17 protein-coding genes are annotated in these 17,259 nt (G+C 65.8%); 8 read left to right on the plus strand and 9 right to left on the minus strand.

Features of this window, described 5'->3' with window-relative positions:
* The first annotated feature begins 40 nt into the window (after positions 1 to 40).
* Both C480_RS04905 and C480_RS23415 read left to right on the plus strand, forming a co-directional pair.
* A complete protein-coding gene (locus tag C480_RS04905; protein WP_006664515.1) occupies positions 41 to 454 on the plus strand; it encodes a DoxX family protein in 414 nt (137 codons plus the stop codon).
* A gap of 126 nt (positions 455 to 580) precedes the next feature.
* Positions 581 to 757, plus strand: a complete 177-nt coding sequence (locus tag C480_RS23415; RefSeq protein WP_160164229.1) for a hypothetical protein — start codon at positions 581 to 583, stop codon at positions 755 to 757.
* A gap of 53 nt (positions 758 to 810) precedes the next feature.
* Here C480_RS23415 and C480_RS04910 read toward each other — a convergent pair whose 3' ends face one another.
* Together C480_RS04910 and C480_RS04915 are read right to left on the minus strand one after the other, a co-directional pair.
* The gene (locus C480_RS04910) at positions 811 to 1,350 is read right to left on the minus strand and encodes a DUF5815 family protein (protein WP_006664516.1); all 540 of its coding nucleotides are present in this window, start codon (positions 1,348 to 1,350) and stop codon (positions 811 to 813) included.
* Between the two features lie 89 nt (positions 1,351 to 1,439).
* On the minus strand, positions 1,440 to 1,850 hold the full coding sequence (locus tag C480_RS04915) for a DUF7124 domain-containing protein (protein WP_006664517.1): 411 nt from the start codon (positions 1,848 to 1,850) through the stop codon (positions 1,440 to 1,442).
* 162 nt (positions 1,851 to 2,012) lie between these two features.
* Here C480_RS04915 and artA point away from each other — a divergent pair, with 162 nt between their 5' ends.
* Positions 2,013 to 3,044 (plus strand): archaeosortase A, encoded by a 1,032-nt coding sequence (artA, locus tag C480_RS04920; protein WP_006664518.1) that lies wholly within the window; start codon positions 2,013 to 2,015, stop codon positions 3,042 to 3,044.
* A 7-nt stretch (positions 3,045 to 3,051) separates the two neighbouring features.
* A complete protein-coding gene (locus C480_RS04925; protein WP_006664519.1) occupies positions 3,052 to 3,828 on the plus strand; it encodes a metallophosphoesterase in 777 nt (258 codons plus the stop codon).
* 16 nt (positions 3,829 to 3,844) lie between these two features.
* On the opposite strand, the gene C480_RS04930 is transcribed toward C480_RS04925, so the two are convergent.
* From C480_RS04930 to C480_RS04960, 7 genes are all read right to left on the minus strand, one after another.
* Positions 3,845 to 3,979: a hypothetical protein gene (locus C480_RS04930; RefSeq protein ID WP_049903238.1), complete on the minus strand. Its 135-nt coding sequence runs from the start codon at positions 3,977 to 3,979 to the stop codon at positions 3,845 to 3,847.
* A gap of 175 nt (positions 3,980 to 4,154) precedes the next feature.
* Positions 4,155 to 5,159, minus strand: a complete 1,005-nt coding sequence (locus C480_RS04935) for an MBL fold metallo-hydrolase (RefSeq protein ID WP_006664520.1) — start codon at positions 5,157 to 5,159, stop codon at positions 4,155 to 4,157.
* Positions 5,160 to 5,383: 224 nt separating this feature from the next.
* Complete coding sequence (gatB, locus tag C480_RS04940) at positions 5,384 to 6,874, minus strand: Asp-tRNA(Asn)/Glu-tRNA(Gln) amidotransferase subunit GatB (RefSeq protein ID WP_006664521.1); 1,491 nt, start codon at positions 6,872 to 6,874, stop codon at positions 5,384 to 5,386.
* Between the two features lie 227 nt (positions 6,875 to 7,101).
* Complete coding sequence (locus C480_RS04945; RefSeq protein WP_006664522.1) at positions 7,102 to 8,085, minus strand: beta propeller repeat protein; 984 nt, start codon at positions 8,083 to 8,085, stop codon at positions 7,102 to 7,104.
* Positions 8,069 to 9,577, minus strand: coding sequence for a hypothetical protein (locus C480_RS04950; protein WP_006664523.1), 1,509 nt, complete (start codon positions 9,575 to 9,577; stop codon positions 8,069 to 8,071). Before C480_RS04950 ends, C480_RS04945 begins: the two co-directional genes overlap by 17 nt.
* Before the next feature lie 61 nt (positions 9,578 to 9,638).
* A complete protein-coding gene (locus tag C480_RS04955) occupies positions 9,639 to 10,658 on the minus strand; it encodes a TIGR00341 family protein (protein WP_006664524.1) in 1,020 nt (339 codons plus the stop codon).
* Between the two features lie 53 nt (positions 10,659 to 10,711).
* Positions 10,712 to 11,278, minus strand: coding sequence for a hypothetical protein (locus C480_RS04960; protein WP_006664525.1), 567 nt, complete (start codon positions 11,276 to 11,278; stop codon positions 10,712 to 10,714).
* 213 nt (positions 11,279 to 11,491) lie between these two features.
* Between C480_RS04960 and C480_RS04965 the strand changes: the two genes are divergently transcribed.
* The 4 genes from C480_RS04965 to C480_RS04980 all read left to right on the plus strand — a co-directional run bounded on the left by C480_RS04965 (position 11,492) and on the right by C480_RS04980 (position 17,127).
* Positions 11,492 to 11,935 (plus strand): beta/alpha barrel domain-containing protein, encoded by a 444-nt coding sequence (locus tag C480_RS04965; protein WP_006664526.1) that lies wholly within the window; start codon positions 11,492 to 11,494, stop codon positions 11,933 to 11,935.
* A gap of 489 nt (positions 11,936 to 12,424) precedes the next feature.
* Positions 12,425 to 13,993, plus strand: a complete 1,569-nt coding sequence (locus tag C480_RS04970) for a permease (protein WP_006664527.1) — start codon at positions 12,425 to 12,427, stop codon at positions 13,991 to 13,993.
* A gap of 13 nt (positions 13,994 to 14,006) precedes the next feature.
* Complete coding sequence (locus tag C480_RS04975; RefSeq protein WP_006664528.1) at positions 14,007 to 15,485, plus strand: hypothetical protein; 1,479 nt, start codon at positions 14,007 to 14,009, stop codon at positions 15,483 to 15,485.
* A gap of 61 nt (positions 15,486 to 15,546) precedes the next feature.
* On the plus strand, positions 15,547 to 17,127 hold the full coding sequence (locus C480_RS04980; RefSeq protein ID WP_006664529.1) for a cytochrome c oxidase subunit I: 1,581 nt from the start codon (positions 15,547 to 15,549) through the stop codon (positions 17,125 to 17,127).
* Positions 17,128 to 17,259: the final 132 nt, after the last annotated feature.

The raw sequence follows: 17,259 nt of genomic DNA on the forward strand, positions 1-17,259 counted from the left end.
CAATCAGAACCGACGAGTCCGAACGCGAGGTGCTCGCCTGATGTTCGACGCGACCGGAACCGATCTCCTCTTTCTGGTTTCGCGGCTGCTCTTCGGCGGCGTCCTCGCGTTTATGGGGCTAAACCACTTCCTGGACATCGAGGAGATGGCCGGCTACGCGGAGTTCAAGGGCATCCCGGCACCCACGGCCTCGGTGCTGCTCAGCGGCGGATTGCTCGTCCTTGGCGGGCTCTCGCTCATCGTGGGCGTCTTCCCGGCGCTCGGAGCTGCCGGACTCGCGCTCTTCTTGCTCGTCTCGGCCGCGACGATGCACGACTTCTGGAACGCCGACGGCGCGGACGCCCAGGACGAGTTCACGAGTTTCCTCAAGAACGTCTACGGCACGGGGGCCGCCCTGCTCTTTCTCGCCGTCAGCACCGTTCACTGGCCCTACGCGCTGAACGTCGGACTATAGGGTTCGACTCGTAGCCCTCGGAGAACGAAGCTCTTCTCTCGCCGTGCGAGCCGCCGGATCGATCACTATCTGTCTCTCGTATCATCATCAGAAGATGTATTGAACGTGACCCGGGATATCAGGTAAATGAACGAAACGGCGATTCGACGCCGGCTCGATCTCATTATCGGGCTCCTACTGGTGAGTATCGCGCTTCGCCTCTTTCCGATCGCACCGGACGCCGCCCGCGCCGCCGTTCTTCTCTTGCTCCTCGTCGGCACCGGCGTCCTGCTCTGGCGGCTGAACGACGCCTTTCGATTGTAGCCCCCAAACCGCCGGGCTAGCGCTTCCGTCCCGCATCGCCCCACCGACTCTTCTCAGACCGGCCGGTCGTGCTCGCTCTCGAAATCCCGCTGCCGGCGGTACTGCTCGACGAATTCCGAGACGTCGAACTCGAGCATCTGCGACTCGAACTCGCTCACCGCCGCGTCGTCCTCCGCGTGACTGATCGCGTGCTCCATCAACTCCACGACGAGTTCAACGACGATCTCGTGCAGCCGTCGGGAGTCGAAGTCGGTGACCCAGACCATCGAATAGCCGACCGCCCCGTCGTCGCTCGCGTCGTGCGTGACGACTCGTTCCGGAAACTCCTCCAGCACGACGCCCATGAGGTGGGGCGTGCCGAAGTCGCCGAAGTCGTCCTCGGTATCGATCGTCTCCTGGAGAATCGTCACGAGCGATTCCGGGAAAAAGCGAGACGGCGGATGCACGTCGGTGACGACCGCGTGGGACTCCCCGCAGGACGGACAGGTGAACTCGCGCATCCCGAGATCGATATCGTGCGGATCGATCGTCGCACCGCAGGGTAACTCGAGTTGCCGTTCGTCCTCGGGACCCGGCACGCGGGGTGTTGCCATCAGCTATCGTTGGGCCGGGCCGGCCATAAGCGCGACGACTTCGCCGCTCGTGAACTCGGAACGGAACTCGGTGAAAAGGAAACAATGCGTTACGGCCAGTCGTCTCGCACTGGTTCCGAGTCGTCCGTCTCCTCCTCGACGCTCGTCGCCAGCACCCAGTCGGCCGCCTCCGCAGCGTCCTCCACGTCGAGATACTCCCACTCGACGTCCTCTGCGAGTTGTTCGTCCGCGTCGTCGATGCCGACGTAGACGTAGCGTTCGGTGTCGAACTGGTCCTTGACGCCCGCTAGACTCTCCTCCTTGCCGCGCGGACCCGAGAAGAAGTCCTGCCGAATGCGATTCTTTCGGGTGAAGTTCGTCACGACGTACGTCGGCTTCTCGGAGACGACGCCGATGTACTCGGTCCAGCCGCGGGCGTCCTCGAAAACGTTCTCCGGCGATGCGAACTCCTTCAACGCCTCGAGTTCGAACGCCAGGGTCATGTCGCTACCGCCGTTCATACTGTCTCAAAACGGTGCACCGGGGAAAACGGCTTCGATACGTCGGACGGCGGACGACGATGCCGTGCCGCCTCGTCCCTGTCGTCGTGCTATTACCACCTTGACACGAGACGGCCAAGGCGTCAAGTTGATAGCGAGAGAGTCCTTCGGATTAGCCTGACTATGCCGCTCGCTTCAGCCGCGGCCGACGCAGCGCCGGCCGCCGGCCTCGAGTTCGCAGGCGACGCCGTCGCGCTCACAACCCCATCCCTCTCGGCGATCCTGAACTCGCCGCTGACGGACGCGCTCGCGTGGATCGCGATCGGCGCGTTCATGTTTGCGGCCCTCCTGCAGTGGTTCGGAAACGTCGATTCGGCGCGCCTTCTGGCCGGAGCCGCCTGGCTGGTATTCGGCGTCTTCTGGCTGACGATGGTGCCGTACTACTTCGCGGACGCCCAGAGTCCGATCAAGACGCTCCTCGCGCTCGCGGCGTTACCGTTGTCCGCGTACACCGCGTACCTCCTCTACGGCGGTCGCACGTCGTTGCTCTTGCTCTCGAAGGCGGTCGCCTTTATGGGCCTGATCTACCTGCCGGCCGAGACGATACCGGTCGTTCGGACGTGGCTGATCGAGACGACGGCGGCCCAGACCCACTACGGGATGGAACTGCTCGGGTACAGTCCCGGGCTCATTGAAGGGGCAAACGGCTACCAGAGCAAGTTCGCCTTCGATCCGTCCGAGACGGTGACCGGCCGGACGACCTACATCGTCCTCTCCTGTACCGGAATCGGGAGCATGGCGATCTTCGGCGGGCTGATCGCGTCGGTGACGGCACCGCTAAAGCGAAAGGTCTCGGCGTTCGCCGTAGCGATCGGCGTCATCTGGATCTTGAATCTCGGACGAAACATCTTCATCGGCCTGGCATCGCCGTGGGGCTGGTTCCAGCAGGATGTGCTGGTCTCACTGCTGACCACCTACATGGGCGCCGAACCCGACCGCGTCTCGTTTCTCGTCTCCCACAATTACATCGCCCAGTCGCTGTCGATCGTCGCCCTCCTCGGGATCACCTACATCGTCGTCAAACTCGTTCCCGAGGTGCTCGCGCCCCTGGAAGATGTGCTCTACATCCTGACCGGCACCGAGTACGACCTCTTCGAAGCCCTCGACGTCGAGGATCGGCGGCCCGCGTACGCGCCGAGCGCCCTCGAACAGTAGCGAAACAGTGACTCCACGCCCACCCGACGTTCCGTTCGTCCTCCGCTCGCGCGCCGCCTTCGTTCCCGACTCGGCAACGCTCGTCGTCGCGGATCTCCACCTCGGCCGCGGCACCGCCTCCTCCGTCGACGCTCCGATCGCCGACAGCACGAACGCGAGTTCACGAGCGCGCCTTCGAACTCTGCTCGCGGAGCTGGGGCCGGCGACCGTCGTCGTCGCCGGCGACCTGCTGCACGCGTTCGATCGCGTTCCCCGGGGAGTCACGGACGCGCTGGCTGCGCTCGAGTCGACGGTCGCCGGTGCCGGCGCATCGCTCGTCGTGACACCCGGCAACCACGACGCGATGCTCTCGTCGGTGTTCGACGGGGAAACGAGGGCGGCGTGCCGACTCCCGCCCGCGAGTAAGAACGAGAACGAGAATGAGAACGAGAGTGAGTGTAAGAGCGAAGCCCAAGAGAGCGTGGTCGTCTGTCACGGCCACGAACCGCCCACTCTCGACGCCTCCCTGTACGTCGTCGGTCACGACCACCCCGCCCTCTCGATCGAGGGCCGCAAACGCCCCTGTTTTCTCTTCGGTTCCGGGGCCTACAACGGGGCGGACGTACTCATGGTGCCGGCGTTTACTGAACTCGCCGCCGGAGCGGCGGTAAACGGCATGTCCGCTCGGGACTTTCAGTCGCCGCTGGTCACCGACGCGGACGCGTTCCATCCGATCGTCTGGGACGCCGGGGCCGAAGAACCGTTGTGGTTCCCGCCGCTCGGCGAGTGCCGGCAACTGTTATAGCGTTCCGAACTCGCGGTCACAAATCCGTCAGTATCCGAAGCACGATTCCCAGCACGAGCGCGATCGGACCGAGAATCATCCCGACCGGTGGAATCGGTGCGATGATGAGGACGATCCCGAGAAGGATCAAGATCGTTGATGGTTTGACCATACGAACTCATTACCGCCCAAACGGGTAGCAGTACGGCCGGCATTCACAACGACTCCAGAACCAGTACCGCACTCGTTGATCCTCACTCAGATAGACTGCTGGAAGTCAATTCCGGCACAACTGCGACCCGTTACCCGTCCTGCGGTTGTGCCGTGAACTCGGTGCAGCAGACCGCTCAGTCGTCGGCCGCGACGACGTGGTCGAGATCGAGTTCACCGGCGTCTTCGAGGAGGCGGTACTCCCCGTCGTCGAATTCGACGATGCCCTCGTGGTGGAGGTGATCGAGGTGGGCGTAGGCTTCGCCGGGGCCGTGGACGATGTGGATCCCGTCGAGGTCGCCGAAGAGGTGCGCGCTGACGGTCCAGGGGTTCGCCGGGCCGTGGTCCGCGAGCACGTCGAGGACGTTCTCCGTTCGCTCGCGGTGGTGGTCGACGATGGTCGTCGCGCGATCGCTCGGGTCCGTAATCGGGTCCCGGTGGCCGGGCCAGACGCGGTCGTAGTCGCGGTCCGCAATCGTTCGCAGCGTCGTGAGGTACTTTTCGAGCGGCCGCTCGACGCGGACGTCAGCCCCGCCGACGTTCGGCGTGTAGACCGGCAGGAGGGCGTCGCCGACGAACGCTGTGTCGTCGTCCGCCGTTTCCGGCCCGTCCACGAGTTCGAAGCAACAGAGACCCGCCGCGTGGCCGGGTGCGTGTACCGCTTCCAGCGTGCGACCGCCGACCGCTATCGCGTCGCCGTCCTCGATCGGCGTCGCGTCGACCGGTTCGCCCTCGAGCCGCGAGGAGGCGTCGACGAACGCGAGCAGTTCCGATTTCGGGCCCTCGGGAACGCCCCACTCGTCGAGGGACGCCCGTCTGCGATCGTGGAGCGCAGCGGTCGCTTCGGCGTCTTGTTCGACCAGCGGCGCGTCGGCCTCGTGGACGTAGACCGTCGCCCCGCTTGCGTCCTGAATCTCGCCGGCGAGGCCGGCGTGGTCGACGTGAAAGTGCGTGAGAACGATCGCGTCGACATCGGCGAACTCGTAGCCGCGGTCTGCCAGCCCCTCCCGAAGGTCGTCGCGAACGTCGGGGGTCGCAACGCCCGTATCGACGAGTGCGAGTTCGTCGCCGTCCGGGTCCTCGAGCACGTAGGAATTGTTGTGTCCCTCGAACTCGTCGTTACCCAGCGAAATACGATCCATACCGGGATGCATCCGTCGAGCGATAATAACTCACTGGGTACCGGAACGACGCGCGGGGATCGACGGTGGTGAGTGAGAGAGCGAGCGGCTGCGGAAGGGTGAATGCGGGTGAGAATGTGGGTCAGCGCGAGCGCGAGTCCGAACGTGAGTGATCGGCTGAGTGAACGCGAGCGTGGACGCGAGTTCGTCTGTGTGAAACTGAGCGAACGAGCGAGGAAAACCCGTTAGCTCTCGAGTTCAGTCCGGAGCAACTGATTCACGTCGCCGGGATCGGCGCTGCCGCCGGTCTTTTGCATGACCTGGCCGACGAGGAAGTTGATCGCGCCGTCGTCGCCGGACTCGTAATCCTCGACCGCCCCGGGGTTCTCGTCGATGGCTTCGACCACGGCCTGCTGTACTTCGTCCTCGCCGGTCTTGCCGAGTCCCTCCTCGGCGACGACCTCGTCCGGCGTGCGGCCGTCGTCGAGCATCGACCGGAGGACGGTCTCGCGGGCGTTCTTCGCCGTGATCTCGTCCGTCGCGACGAGTTCGACGAGGCGGGTGACCTCGTCGAACCGACCTTCGAGGTCGGTGATTTCCATGTCGCGGTAGTTGAGCTCGCCGAGCAGGTTGTCCGCGACCCAGGTCGCCGCGAGGTCGGGATCGAACTCGCTGGCCACGTCCTCGTAGAAGTCGGCGACCTGCTTCGTCGAGGTCAGTTTCGAGGCGGCCTCCTCGCTCAGACTGAACTCGTCCTGGAATCGTTCGCGGCGGGCCGAGGGGAGCTCCGGAATCGAGAGTTCGTCCTTCCAGTGGGAGACGCGAAGCGGCGGCAGGTCGGCTTCCTCGAAGTACCGGTAATCCTTCTCTTCTTCCTTCGAGCGCATCGAGACCGTGATGCCGCGGGATTCGTCCCAGTGGCGGGTTTCCTGTTCGACGGCGCGGCCGCGCTGGATGGCGTTTTTCTGGCGGGTCTCCTCGTACGCGAGCGCTTTCTCCGCGCCCTTGTGACTCGAGATGTTCTTAACTTCGGTGCGGTTGGCGGCGGCGAGTGCGTCCGCACCGATCTCGTCGATGCCGTCGCCGGCGATTTCGTCCGCGGGGATGATCGAGAGGTTCGCGTCGATGCGCAGGCTGCCGTCGCGCTCGGCGTCGAAGACGCCCAGGTACTCGAGCACTTCCTCGAGTTCGGCGAGGAAGGCGCGGACTTCGCTCGGACTGCGGAAGTCGGGGGCGGTGACGACCTCCATGAGCGGCGTGCCGGCGCGGTTGTAGTCGACCAGCGTGTAGTCGGCGGTGTCGATGCCGCCGCCGACGTGCTGGAGGCTACCGGGGTCTTCCTCCAGGTGGGCGCGCTCGATGGCGATCGTGCGGCGGTCGCCCTCGACGGCGACTTCGAGTTCGCCGTCGGCGCAGATTGGTTCGTCGTACTGCGTGATCTGGAAGTTTTTGGGCAGGTCGGGGTAGTAGTAGTTCTTGCGGTGAAAGCGGGTTTCCTCGGGGATGTCGGCGTCGATGGCCTTCCCGACCTTGACGGCGGCTTCGACGGCACCTTCGTTCAACACCGGCAGCGCGCCCGGGAGGCCGAGACAGACGGGGCAGACGTTCTCGTTCGGCTCGTCGGTCTGGTCCGTCGAGCAGCCACAGAAGATCTTCGTGTCGGTCTCCAGCTGGACGTGGACCTCGAGCCCGATGACGGTCACGAGGTCGCCCTGCTGGACGGTTTGGGCAGTCATTGAGCCACGATTCGGCCCGGTGGGGGTAAAGCGTAACGGGATCGCATTCGCGGGGGAGTCGTTTGCGGCCGCGGTTGCGACCCGGGTCACGGGTGCGAGCGCCGGTCGGCCGGCGGTTATACTGTCGGACAGAAGTCAATACGAAGTCAGTCGCTCCGCTGCGGCCGTCCCCACTGGCGACGGCCGCAGCGGAGCGACCGATCTTCACGTAGTTCTGTCCGACAGTATTAGTACTGCCGCTCGATCACCATCCCCGACTCGCCGACGACGAGTTCGGGTGCGCGGGACGTGCCGAGCGCGATCGCGAGCGGATCGTTTTGGGCTGGGAGCGTCGTTTGCGTCGTCCAGCCGTCGAAATCGCGCTCGAAGAGGTCGCCGGAGGAGGCGATCGCCAGCGCGTCGTAGCGGTTCCGGACCAGGGCCGTGATCGCCGTTTCGGCGAGCGACGCGCGCGACCAGTCGACGCCGTTGTAGGACCAGACGGTGCCGTCGCCGCCGGCGACGGAGACCGCCCCGGAATCGACCGCGGCGACGGCGTCGAAATCGACGGCTGCCGCATCGATGCCGATACGCGTCCAGGTATCGCCGCCGTCCCGCGATTCGAACGCCCCGCCGTCCGTGTCGACGGCGTAGACGTACGACAGCGGCGTGATATCGACGTCGGTGACGCTCGAGCCGGTGCCGGGTTCGATCACCTCGGCCCACTCGACCGACGTGCCGTCGCGTTGCCCGTGGAGGAGTTCGCCCGAGCCGTTGAGCGCCGTAATTCGCTCTTCGCCGGCGAGACCGGCGACGGCGACCGCCGTCCAGGAGGACGTCATCTCCTTCGGTGCCGAGAAGTCCACGGCCTGGTCGGCGACAACATCGTAGAGGCCGAGTGCACCGCTATCGCCGGCGGCCCAGACCGCCCGGCCGTTGTTCGTCACCGCGAGCGAACGAAGCGTATCGGCTGTCTCGCCGGGGCCGTTCGGAAGTGCGACGCTCCACGACTCGTCGTCTCGAGTCAAGACGATCCCGTCCTCGCCGACGACGACAGCGCCGGTCGCCGTCGTTCCGACGTCGTACAGCGTCGCGTCGGTCGGAACGGCGGCCGGCGTCCACTCGGCGGTCGTCTCGCCGCAGCCGGCCAGCGACGCCGAGACTGAAACCGCAGCCCCGCCGATCGCGGCGAGGACGGTCCGCCGACGGATTCGATCACGCCCCGTCGCCATGGGTCTCGACCTCCCGTTCCTGCTCTTGAACTCGGGTGCTCGACGGGCCGTTGTTCAGCCGCTGGTCCGGGGCGGTCGCCGCCGGTTCGCCGTCGGCGGTTTCGATTCCGGCTTCGGATGGACGGCTCGGCGGGGACGACGGCGTGAACGCGCCGGGGGCGGACGTACGTTTGAGGACCGCGGAGATGCGAACGACGTACGCGAAGAGGACGCCGAGCGGGCTGAACGCGACCGCGAGCGCGAGGCTCACGAGGACGAGCAGCGGGCCCTCGTGGGCGACCGGCGGATAGCCGCTCGCGTAGATCATGATGACCAGGGTCGAGAGCAACAGCGCCGCGGTGCCGCTGTAGGTGATCCATCGCGACAGCCGCGCGAGGTCGCGCTGGAGGTAGATCGTCGTGAAGTACTGTCGCGTGGCGTCCGCGGCGACGAACAGTTCCCGGAGTTCGGAGAGCAGTTCCGACGCCCGGTCGGACAGTTCGTCGTCGAACCGTCGCCGAAACCGCCGTGCCTCGGTAGCGGCACCCGCGTAGTCGTGGTCGATCGTCGGCAAGACGACGTCGAAGACGGAGTCCGTTCCGCCGGTAAGCGTCGACGAGAGGTCGCGCGTGTGGTCGCGGGTTTGCGATGCGAAGCGTCGAATGGACTCGAAGGCGTCCATCGAACAGCCCGCGGTTTGGTCGTCGGCCGTTGACTCGGATGCGGCTTCCCCGTCGCGTTCGCACTCCGAGACGAGCGCGTCGGCGCGGCTGCCGAGCGTTCCGGCCAGGCGGGCGAGAAACGGTGCAGGATTGGTCGGGCTCACGCCGTCCCCTTCCGTCTGTTGCTCGATACGCGTGCGAAACTCCTGGACGCCATCGATGCGATCGGTCAGTCGGTCCGGCGTGCCGAACAGCCGCGAGATGATCAACTGGTTGACCGCGACGACGATCGGGATGAACGAGAACAGGCCCGCGATCATCGTGCTGAACATCGTCGTCACGAAGCGACTCTCGCGGACCCCGATGACGTCGCTCACGCCGAGCAAAAGTGCGATGAGGAAGATACCGACGACGAATCCGCCGATGATCACGCGACGATCGCCCTCGAGTAAGAGCCAGCGGTGGCTGTCGCGGCGGGATTTCGTTTCGGTGAGCAGTCGAATGCCGATTCGAGCGCCGACCCAGAGCAAGCGTCCGCCCACGAGGAGTCCGGCGACGGTCAGCCGAACGATGTAGACCGCGAGGGAGAGACCGAGCGATGACTCCTCGTCACCGGAACGATCTGACTCGGAGTGCGACCGCTCGGAGAGGGTTGTCGAGTCGTCAGCGGGAGCGTCAGCGGTTGTGTCGGCGTCATCGCGGACGGTTTCGCCGGCCGTCTCGGAATCGCCGTGGTCGGGCGCACCGAGTGCAGTCGAGTCCTGTGCCGTGTCGGAGGACGTTTGCGAGGTCGCAGTGTCCGGGTCTGGGTCGGTCGATGTGGGGTCGGGCGATGAGGAATCGTCAGTCATGGGATGGGGAGTGAGCTCGTGTGGTGCTGGGATCGTCCAGCGGCTGGGCGCAGTCGGCGGATCAGAGGAGGGCCGAGACGAGTTCGAGCAGGCGGAGTGCGAGGACGAGTAGGATGATCAGTACGACGACGCGTCGCAGGATGGCGCTTCGCGTCGTTCTGATGCGGGCGCGGTCCGACGGGTGAAAGCCGACGGTCCAGAGCGTTGCGATCGACCCGACGTTGATCGCGATGAGGTTGACGGCGACGACGACGAACGATCCGAGCGTCGCTTCGGGTGCGCCCCAGGCGACGCCGACGCCGATGACGCCGATCGGCGGCATGAGTGCGGCGGCGATCATCACCCCGATCAGGTCCGTAATGCCCGTGGTTGCCATGCCGAGCCCGCCGGCGACGCCGGAGCAGATGGCGACGGTGACGAGCAGGGATGGCGGTAAGCCATGGCTGCCGAGTCCGAGGCTCGCCTCGAGATCGACGACGGAAGAGATGATCGTCGACGTGCGTGCGAACGCCGCGAAGGACAGGGCGCTGACGAGGGCGACGACGATGCCGAGCAGTTGGAGTTTGACGCCGCGGGCGAACAGCGGTCGGTCGTCGAGGACCGTCGCAACGCTTGCGGCCATCGCCGGGCCGAGCAGCGGGGCGATGACCATCGAGCCAACGAGGACGGGCAGCGAGTTCAGGAGGACGCCGGTGGTTGCGACGACGCTGCTTATCGCCGTCATCGTGGCGAAGATGATGAACGAGGGGAGCTGCGAGCGGGCTTTCGACCGCAATTCGCTTCTGGAGACGCGCTCGAACGAGAGCCATTCGGGCCGTCGGTTGGACCGATTGCGCGCGGAGTCGCTGCCGGTTTCGAGGATCGCCATCGGCGCTTCGACGATGACGGTAACGTTCCCGGTGATCGCCTCCAGCTGGTCTTCGACCGGTTCGACCGCGTGTGCGGGGACCGGAACGGTAAGCGTCCAGTGCTCGCCGTCGGAATGATCGGTGAGGCTGTACGTGAGGTCGTGGGACTCGAGGACGGCCATCACCTCGTCGATACTCGGCTGTGTGTCTGCGAGTACCGTCACGAGGCGCATATTCGACCGCCACGTTCGTCTCGGTGATGATCGTCGAACGCCGTCGCGATCGATCACAGTAGCGTGAGTGCATCGGCCTCGGACAGTGAATAGGTGGGAAACGTTCGATTGAGAAGCGAACGGACGAGGTGGCGGATCACCGCGAGTTGATCCCTTCCAGTGTCCGTGCACACGGTTCCACAGCGGCCGATCAATCCGTCCGCTCCGTCGAGGTACGTCAGGCGGCCGCCGCAGTTCTGACATCGCGGCTCGACGTGGTTGGTCATCCACTCGACGGCGAACTCGTCACGAGCGAGTCGCTCGCCGAGTGCGTACCAGACGATGACGTCGCGCTCACCTCGGCCCGACGCCGTCCGCTTCAATCGCGTGAGCGTGACCGCGGCGCGGGCGTACAGTTCATCGTCCGGGACGGCGTGTCGTTGGTGACAACGCCGGAAGTACGTCAGCAGTGCTCGCTTCGACGACCGTCGCTTTCCCGTCGTCAGTGGCGTCTCGAGAGCGACGTTCTGCGAACAGCCGTCGGCCTCCGGCGCGCGTTCCGGACGGCCGCGTTCGTCGTAATGGCGCTCTCGCGAGAGAGACGCACCGCTGGTCGGACAGAATGCGTGTTCACCAATCATTTGTTAGTTGTTGGGACGGCCGAACCGGGCACCGGTCCGACCGACTACCTCAGCGTAGCGGTGCCAACGGGATAAACTGACACAGTATTGAGAGTATCTAAAATAAATAGAGCGACCCATATCCTACTCTAGAAACGTGTTACAGATGTTTTCCATATATTTCTAATGTTTGTTGATACCTTATCCGTGCCCGGCTACTACGACGATTGCACCATGTCACGTGGTGATCTTCCAGCCGTCGATTCGACCGATTTGGCACCGTGGTACTGGTACATACTGATCGGCTACCCCGTATTGAGTCTGCTCGGGATCATCTCGCTCGCCCGCCTCACCGGCGGCGGCTCGGTACTGGCCTCGAGTGTCGGCAGTATCGCACTTCTGATCGTCATCGTCGCCGCAAGTGCCATTACGCTTCCGGCGATCTGGCGGGACGCCGAGTTCGTTGCGACCGAAACCGATGCGTGGGACCCCGACCGACAAATCTACGTCGGTGCAGCCGTCGCCGTTCCGCTGCTTCTCGGCGTTCTCTCCGGACTGGCGGCCGGGTTCGGAATCGCGATCGCGATCACCGTCCTCGGCTTCCTGCTGTCGACGGTCACTGTCTGTTCGGCGTACCTGTACAACCGCCACCGCAGCGTCGGATTACTCGCTCGCTGATACCGCCGGGCACCGCTCCCGTCGCCGCTGCGAGTCGATACACGCCCGATTGCACGACTGCTCTGCGATCGGTGGGTGACTCGTTGCAGCGCGGGCGCAGCGGCCCCCACTCGACGACGACAGCGAGTTCGGATCGCGGTTTCACCGACGTCTGGCCGACAGGATACCTGCCCGATACCTACCACCGACCGCCGCGGCAGTCCGGTTTCGATCCGCTCACGCCGCGTTGGTCTATATTCTCTAGGTTTTGCCCATATTTATGTGGTCACAACTTCTGGCTATAACTGTTAGTAGCCCGGACGACACGCCACCGTCGCCGGCGTGGATGACCTCCTGGCCAACCGACACAGCCGCCACTATCCTCACTTCCCCGTCGCGGTATCCGGTTTCGACCTTCGCGCGTCGCTCCCTGCTCGACCGGTGCCGATTCCCCGTCACCGCTCACCCCACGCCGACAAGCCACCGCCTCGACACCGAGTTCACCCAGCCATGCTCTCAGAGATACACCTGCTCACCGACCAGGCCAGTCTCTGGCCCGTGTCCGGCCACCAGTTCGTCTCGCTGCTCCGATTACTGCTCGTCCAGAGCCACCTCGAATCCGGGTCGGCCACCATCAACACTAGCACCAACATCACCACGGCCACCACGGCCACCACCACCATCGCTATCGCCCTCTCGGCTGAACTCGGCTTCGTTTTCGGACCGGTCACCGGCGGCGGACTCGACCTCGCGGCCAGGCTCGCCGGGCTGCTCGGTGCCCTCCTGATCCAGCTCGTGACGGCCCTGGTCATCGCGCTCGAGATGGCCTGGGATACCTGGTGGGCGCTCGTCCTCGGCTTTACGATCACCGGTGCCATCCAGGAGTTCGTCGACGAGGATCGGCTCACCGACTACCTTGGCGACGACGGCTGGCGGGAGATCGGCTACGGGACCGTCTTCGGCACGGCCTCCTCGAGTTGCTCGTTCTCCGCGGTCGCGATGACCCGATCGCTGTTCACCAAGGGTGCCTCGGCCGCGTCCACCCTCGGAGCGTTCCAGTTCGCGAGTACGGATCTCGTCCTCGAACTCGCACTCGTCGTCCTGACGCTGCTCGGCTGGCAGTTCGCCGCCGCGGAGATCACCGGCGGGCTAATCGCCGTCGTCGTCCTCGGCATCGTCTACCGGCGGTTCGTCCCCCCATCGTGGATCGAGCGGGCACGCGCCCACGCTCGCGCGCTCGACGAAACCGAATGCGCGACCTGCGGCATGGCCGCCCCGCCGACCGACGAGGAGACGATCACGCGAACGTTCGCCGGCGAGCGCCGCTACTTCTGCTGTGGCGGCTGTCTCAACGCGTACGACCCGGCCGACGACCGCGAGGCCGTTACCGCCGGCCCCGAACTCCTCTCGGGAGACCGCTGGCAAAGCGCGATCGCGAACACGATTCGCGAATGGGACATGCTCTGGCGGGACATCCTCTTCGGATTCCTCCTCGCCGGACTCCTCGCCGCATTCGTCCCCGACGCCTGGTGGACCGCCCTCTTCGGCGTCGGTCCCGAGGGAAGCCTCACGCGCCTCCTCTCCAACGTCGTGCTCGGAGCCATCGTCGGCGTGCTGACGTTTCTCTGCTCCGTCGGCAACATTCCCTTCGCCGTCGTCCTCTGGCAAAACGGCGTCTCGTTCGGCGGCGTCCTCGCGTTCATCTTCGCCGACCTGCTGATCCTCCCGCTGGTCCGAACGTACCACCGCTACTACGGCCTCCGCATGGCCGGCGTCATGTTCGCCGCGTTCTTCGCCGCCGCCGTCATCGCCGGCTTCCTCGTCGAACTCGTCTTTTCCGGACTCGGACTCGTTCCGTCACCCGGCACGTCCGGCGGGACGGTCCCCGGAGCGTACACGTCCCTGTTCAACGTCGTTACGCTCCCCCTCTTCGCCGTGCAGGTGTACGTCGCCCTCGAACCGGACCAACGCGTCCGCCTCGGCAACCGAATCGCACCGTACGTCGCGGGCGTTCTCTATCACGCCTACGACCTCGTGAGACGAGTCGCGTACGCGCTCGAATCGCGCGGCCTGAAGTAAGTCGCTTCCACCCATGACGACATCCCACCCACAGTCCCAATCCCAGGGCCAGTCCCAGTCTCGGCCCCAGCCACGGCCACGACCACCCGGCGGACGGTTCGATCCCGTCCGGATCGTCCTGCTCGTCACCCTCGTCACGAGCCACGGGTTGATCCGCGTCGCCGAACGCTACTTCCCCGAGTTCCTGTCGGCACTCGGCTACGGGCCGATCGTCGCCGGACTGCTCGTCAGCACCGGCCTCGGTGTGGCCGTCGTCGTGACGGCATCCGCGACCGCCGGGCTGAACTCGAGTGACGAGGCAGAAACTGGTGATAGAAACGCCGAAACTGGCAGCCTCCAGGCGCAGGTGATCGCAGTTGCCTCGGTGTTGTTGGCGACCCTCGGACTGTTCGTCTGGACGGGCGCACCGACGCTCGATACGCTCCTCGGCACGCCGCTTTCGGCGCTCGGATGGCTCGCAGTCGGGGTCGTGCTCCTCCAGGCCTGGCACAGTTTCGGCCCGGTGCGGACCCTCTGGCCGATCGATACCAGGATCGTCGGTCGAAAAACGCGATCGACCCGAACCGAAGCCGACGAGTTCACTCCGTCGGGAGCCGGTCGAGCCCACGACGCCCGTGCGGACGCCGTCGTCGGAGCGCTGGGAATCGGTGCCGGCGCGCTGGTCGTGACCGCAGCGATCGCGATCGTCGGCGGCGTCAAAACCGGGTTTTCGATCGTCGCGGCGACGGGTGCGGCGGTCACGCTCGTCGCGGCGATTACGCGGGGGGTCGTCGGCGAGACCGACCGGCTTCCGCTCGTCGGTCGCACCGAAGCGCCGAGTGCGGCGAGGAGCCGGGTTCCCGATTCGGTCGCGTCGGTTCGCCGGGCGATCGCCGCCCTCCCCGACCGTCGGCGGTGGACGATCACCGGCGACGCGCTCGTCAGGCTGGCGCTCGTGGGGAGCACGCCGTACCTGGTGTTGCTGTTCGTCGAGGAACAGCCGCTTTCGCTCTCGGTCGGCGGGCGGTCGCTGATGCCGGCTGCGCTGTTCGGCGCGTTCGTCCTCGCGGAGGCGGGCGGGGCGCTTCTCGGCGCGCTCGCCGCTCCGCGACTCGTCTCGGCGGTCGATCGGCGGTGGCTCCTGGCCCTCGGTCTCGCGGGCGTCTCGCTTGTTCCGATGGCCCTCGTCGCGACGTCGTCCGTCGCCATCGTCGCGCTGCTGTTCGCCGTGCTCGGCTGTCGGACCGCGATCGAACCGCTCAGACCGACCGTCGGACCGACCACCCGGCCGAGCCACGACGTGAGCCCCGACGCGGACGCAACGGCGCTCGGTCTCCCGCCACCCGAGCCCCTCCAGACGGCGGTTCGGGTCGCACTCGTCCCGGCCCCGCTCGTCGGCGGCCTCCTGTACGCGATCCACCCCGTTGCGGCGTTTACCGTCGCGACGACCGTCTCGCTGCTCGGCGTTCGCGAACTGCTCAGATCGTTCGATTCCGAACGAGCGGGCGACTGATCGCACGAGAACCGATTCGAACTGAGACGAGCGCTTGTACTGACTTTACGCGGTGACCAGCATGCCACTACCCAACTCATCCGACGACAGTGACGATGACGCTGGCGACGCCGACGGCACTGAACTCGACGCGGCGAGCGAGCCCGTCGAAACGGGCCGGCGATTGATCGCCGTCGACCACGTCCGACTCGGGCGGTGGTTCCTCGTCTTCGCGCTGGTGATGGGGCTCTGGGGCGGCCTCGACGCCGTGCTCCTTCGGACGACGCTCGTCACGCCGACGCTGGATCACTGGTCGGCCGACGTCTACAGTTCGCTCTTCACGACTCACGGGCTGACGATGTTGTTCCTGTTCGCGGTCCCCGCAATATGGGGCTTTGCGTACGCGACGATTCCGTCGCTGATCCGGGCCGAGCGAACCGCGTTTCCCGCCGTCGCTGCGGCGGCGTTCTGGCTGCAGATCCCGGCTGCGATACTGGTTCGGGCCGGAACGATCGGCAGTGCCCTCGACGTGGCGGGACTCGACCCCGTCGCGATCGGCTGGACGCTGTATCCCCCGATGAGCGTTGCATCGTCGAATCCCGCCGTCGACGCGCTGGTCGCCGGCCTCCTGCTCGTCGCGATCAGCACGTCGCTGACCGCGGCGAACCTCGTCGCCACGATCTGTCGCCGGCGGACGATTCCGTGGAGCGACGTCGACACGTTCACCTGGACGGTGGTGACGAGCGCAGCGATGGCGGTCGTCGCCTTCCCGGTTCTGGCCGGTTCGCTCGCGCTCTTGCTCCTCGAACGGGCGGCTGGGGTCGGGCTCCTCGTCGGTCGGAGCGGCCCGATGGTCTGGCTGAACCTGTTCTGGTTCTTCGCCCATCCACTGGTGTACATCCTGGTATTGCCGCCGATGGGTATCGCCAGTCACGTGCTGCCGCGGTTTGCCGGGCGGCGACTGTTCGGCCGCCGATCGGTCGTCTACTCGACGTTTGCGATCGGCATCCTCTCGTTTACCGTCTGGGGACACCACCTGTTCATGGCCGGGATGGGCGTCGGCGTCCGCGCCGTGTTCATGTTCGTGACGCTGGCGGTCGCCGTCCCGAGTTCAGCGAAGCTCTGTACGTGGCTCGGCACGCTGTGGGGTGGCGCGATCCAGCACACAGCGCCGATGACTGCAACCATCGCGGCGATCGCCTTCTTCATCGTCGGCGGCGTGACCGGCGTCTTCCTCGCGGTGGCTCCGATCAACGTCCTCTACAACGGGACGTACTACGTCGTCGCCCACTTCCACATGATGCTCGTCGGATTCGTCGCGTTCACGCTCGTCGCCGGAGCGTACTACTGGTTTCCGCTGCTTACCGGCCGGTGGTACGATCCGACGCTCGCTCACCTGCACGTCTGGCTCACCATCGTCGGAATCATCGTGACCTTCGGCGCGCTCTTCGTCGTCGGCTTCGCGGAGTTGCCGCGACGAATCGCGACCTACCCGCCCGCGTTCGCGCCGATTCACCAACTCGCCACCGTGGGCGCCTACGTCATCGCCGTGGGACAGCTCGTCTTCCTGCTCAACCTCGGTCGGTCGCTCTGGGTCGGCGAGCGCGCCGGCGACGATCCGTGGGGCCTCGCCGACGAGCCGTCACACGCACGAGAATGGTGAGCTGTCGGCCGAGTAACGTTAATATCGTATTACGACGGCGGTCAGTCCCAACTCCGATATCGAGGCTTCCCGTAGCTAGCGCTGCCTCAGACACGATCCTGACCCGATCCCGACTCGATTCCGAGTCGCGAG

This window comes from Natrialba aegyptia DSM 13077 (genome assembly GCF_000337535.1).
In the GTDB taxonomy this organism is placed as follows: domain Archaea; phylum Halobacteriota; class Halobacteria; order Halobacteriales; family Natrialbaceae; genus Natrialba; species Natrialba aegyptia.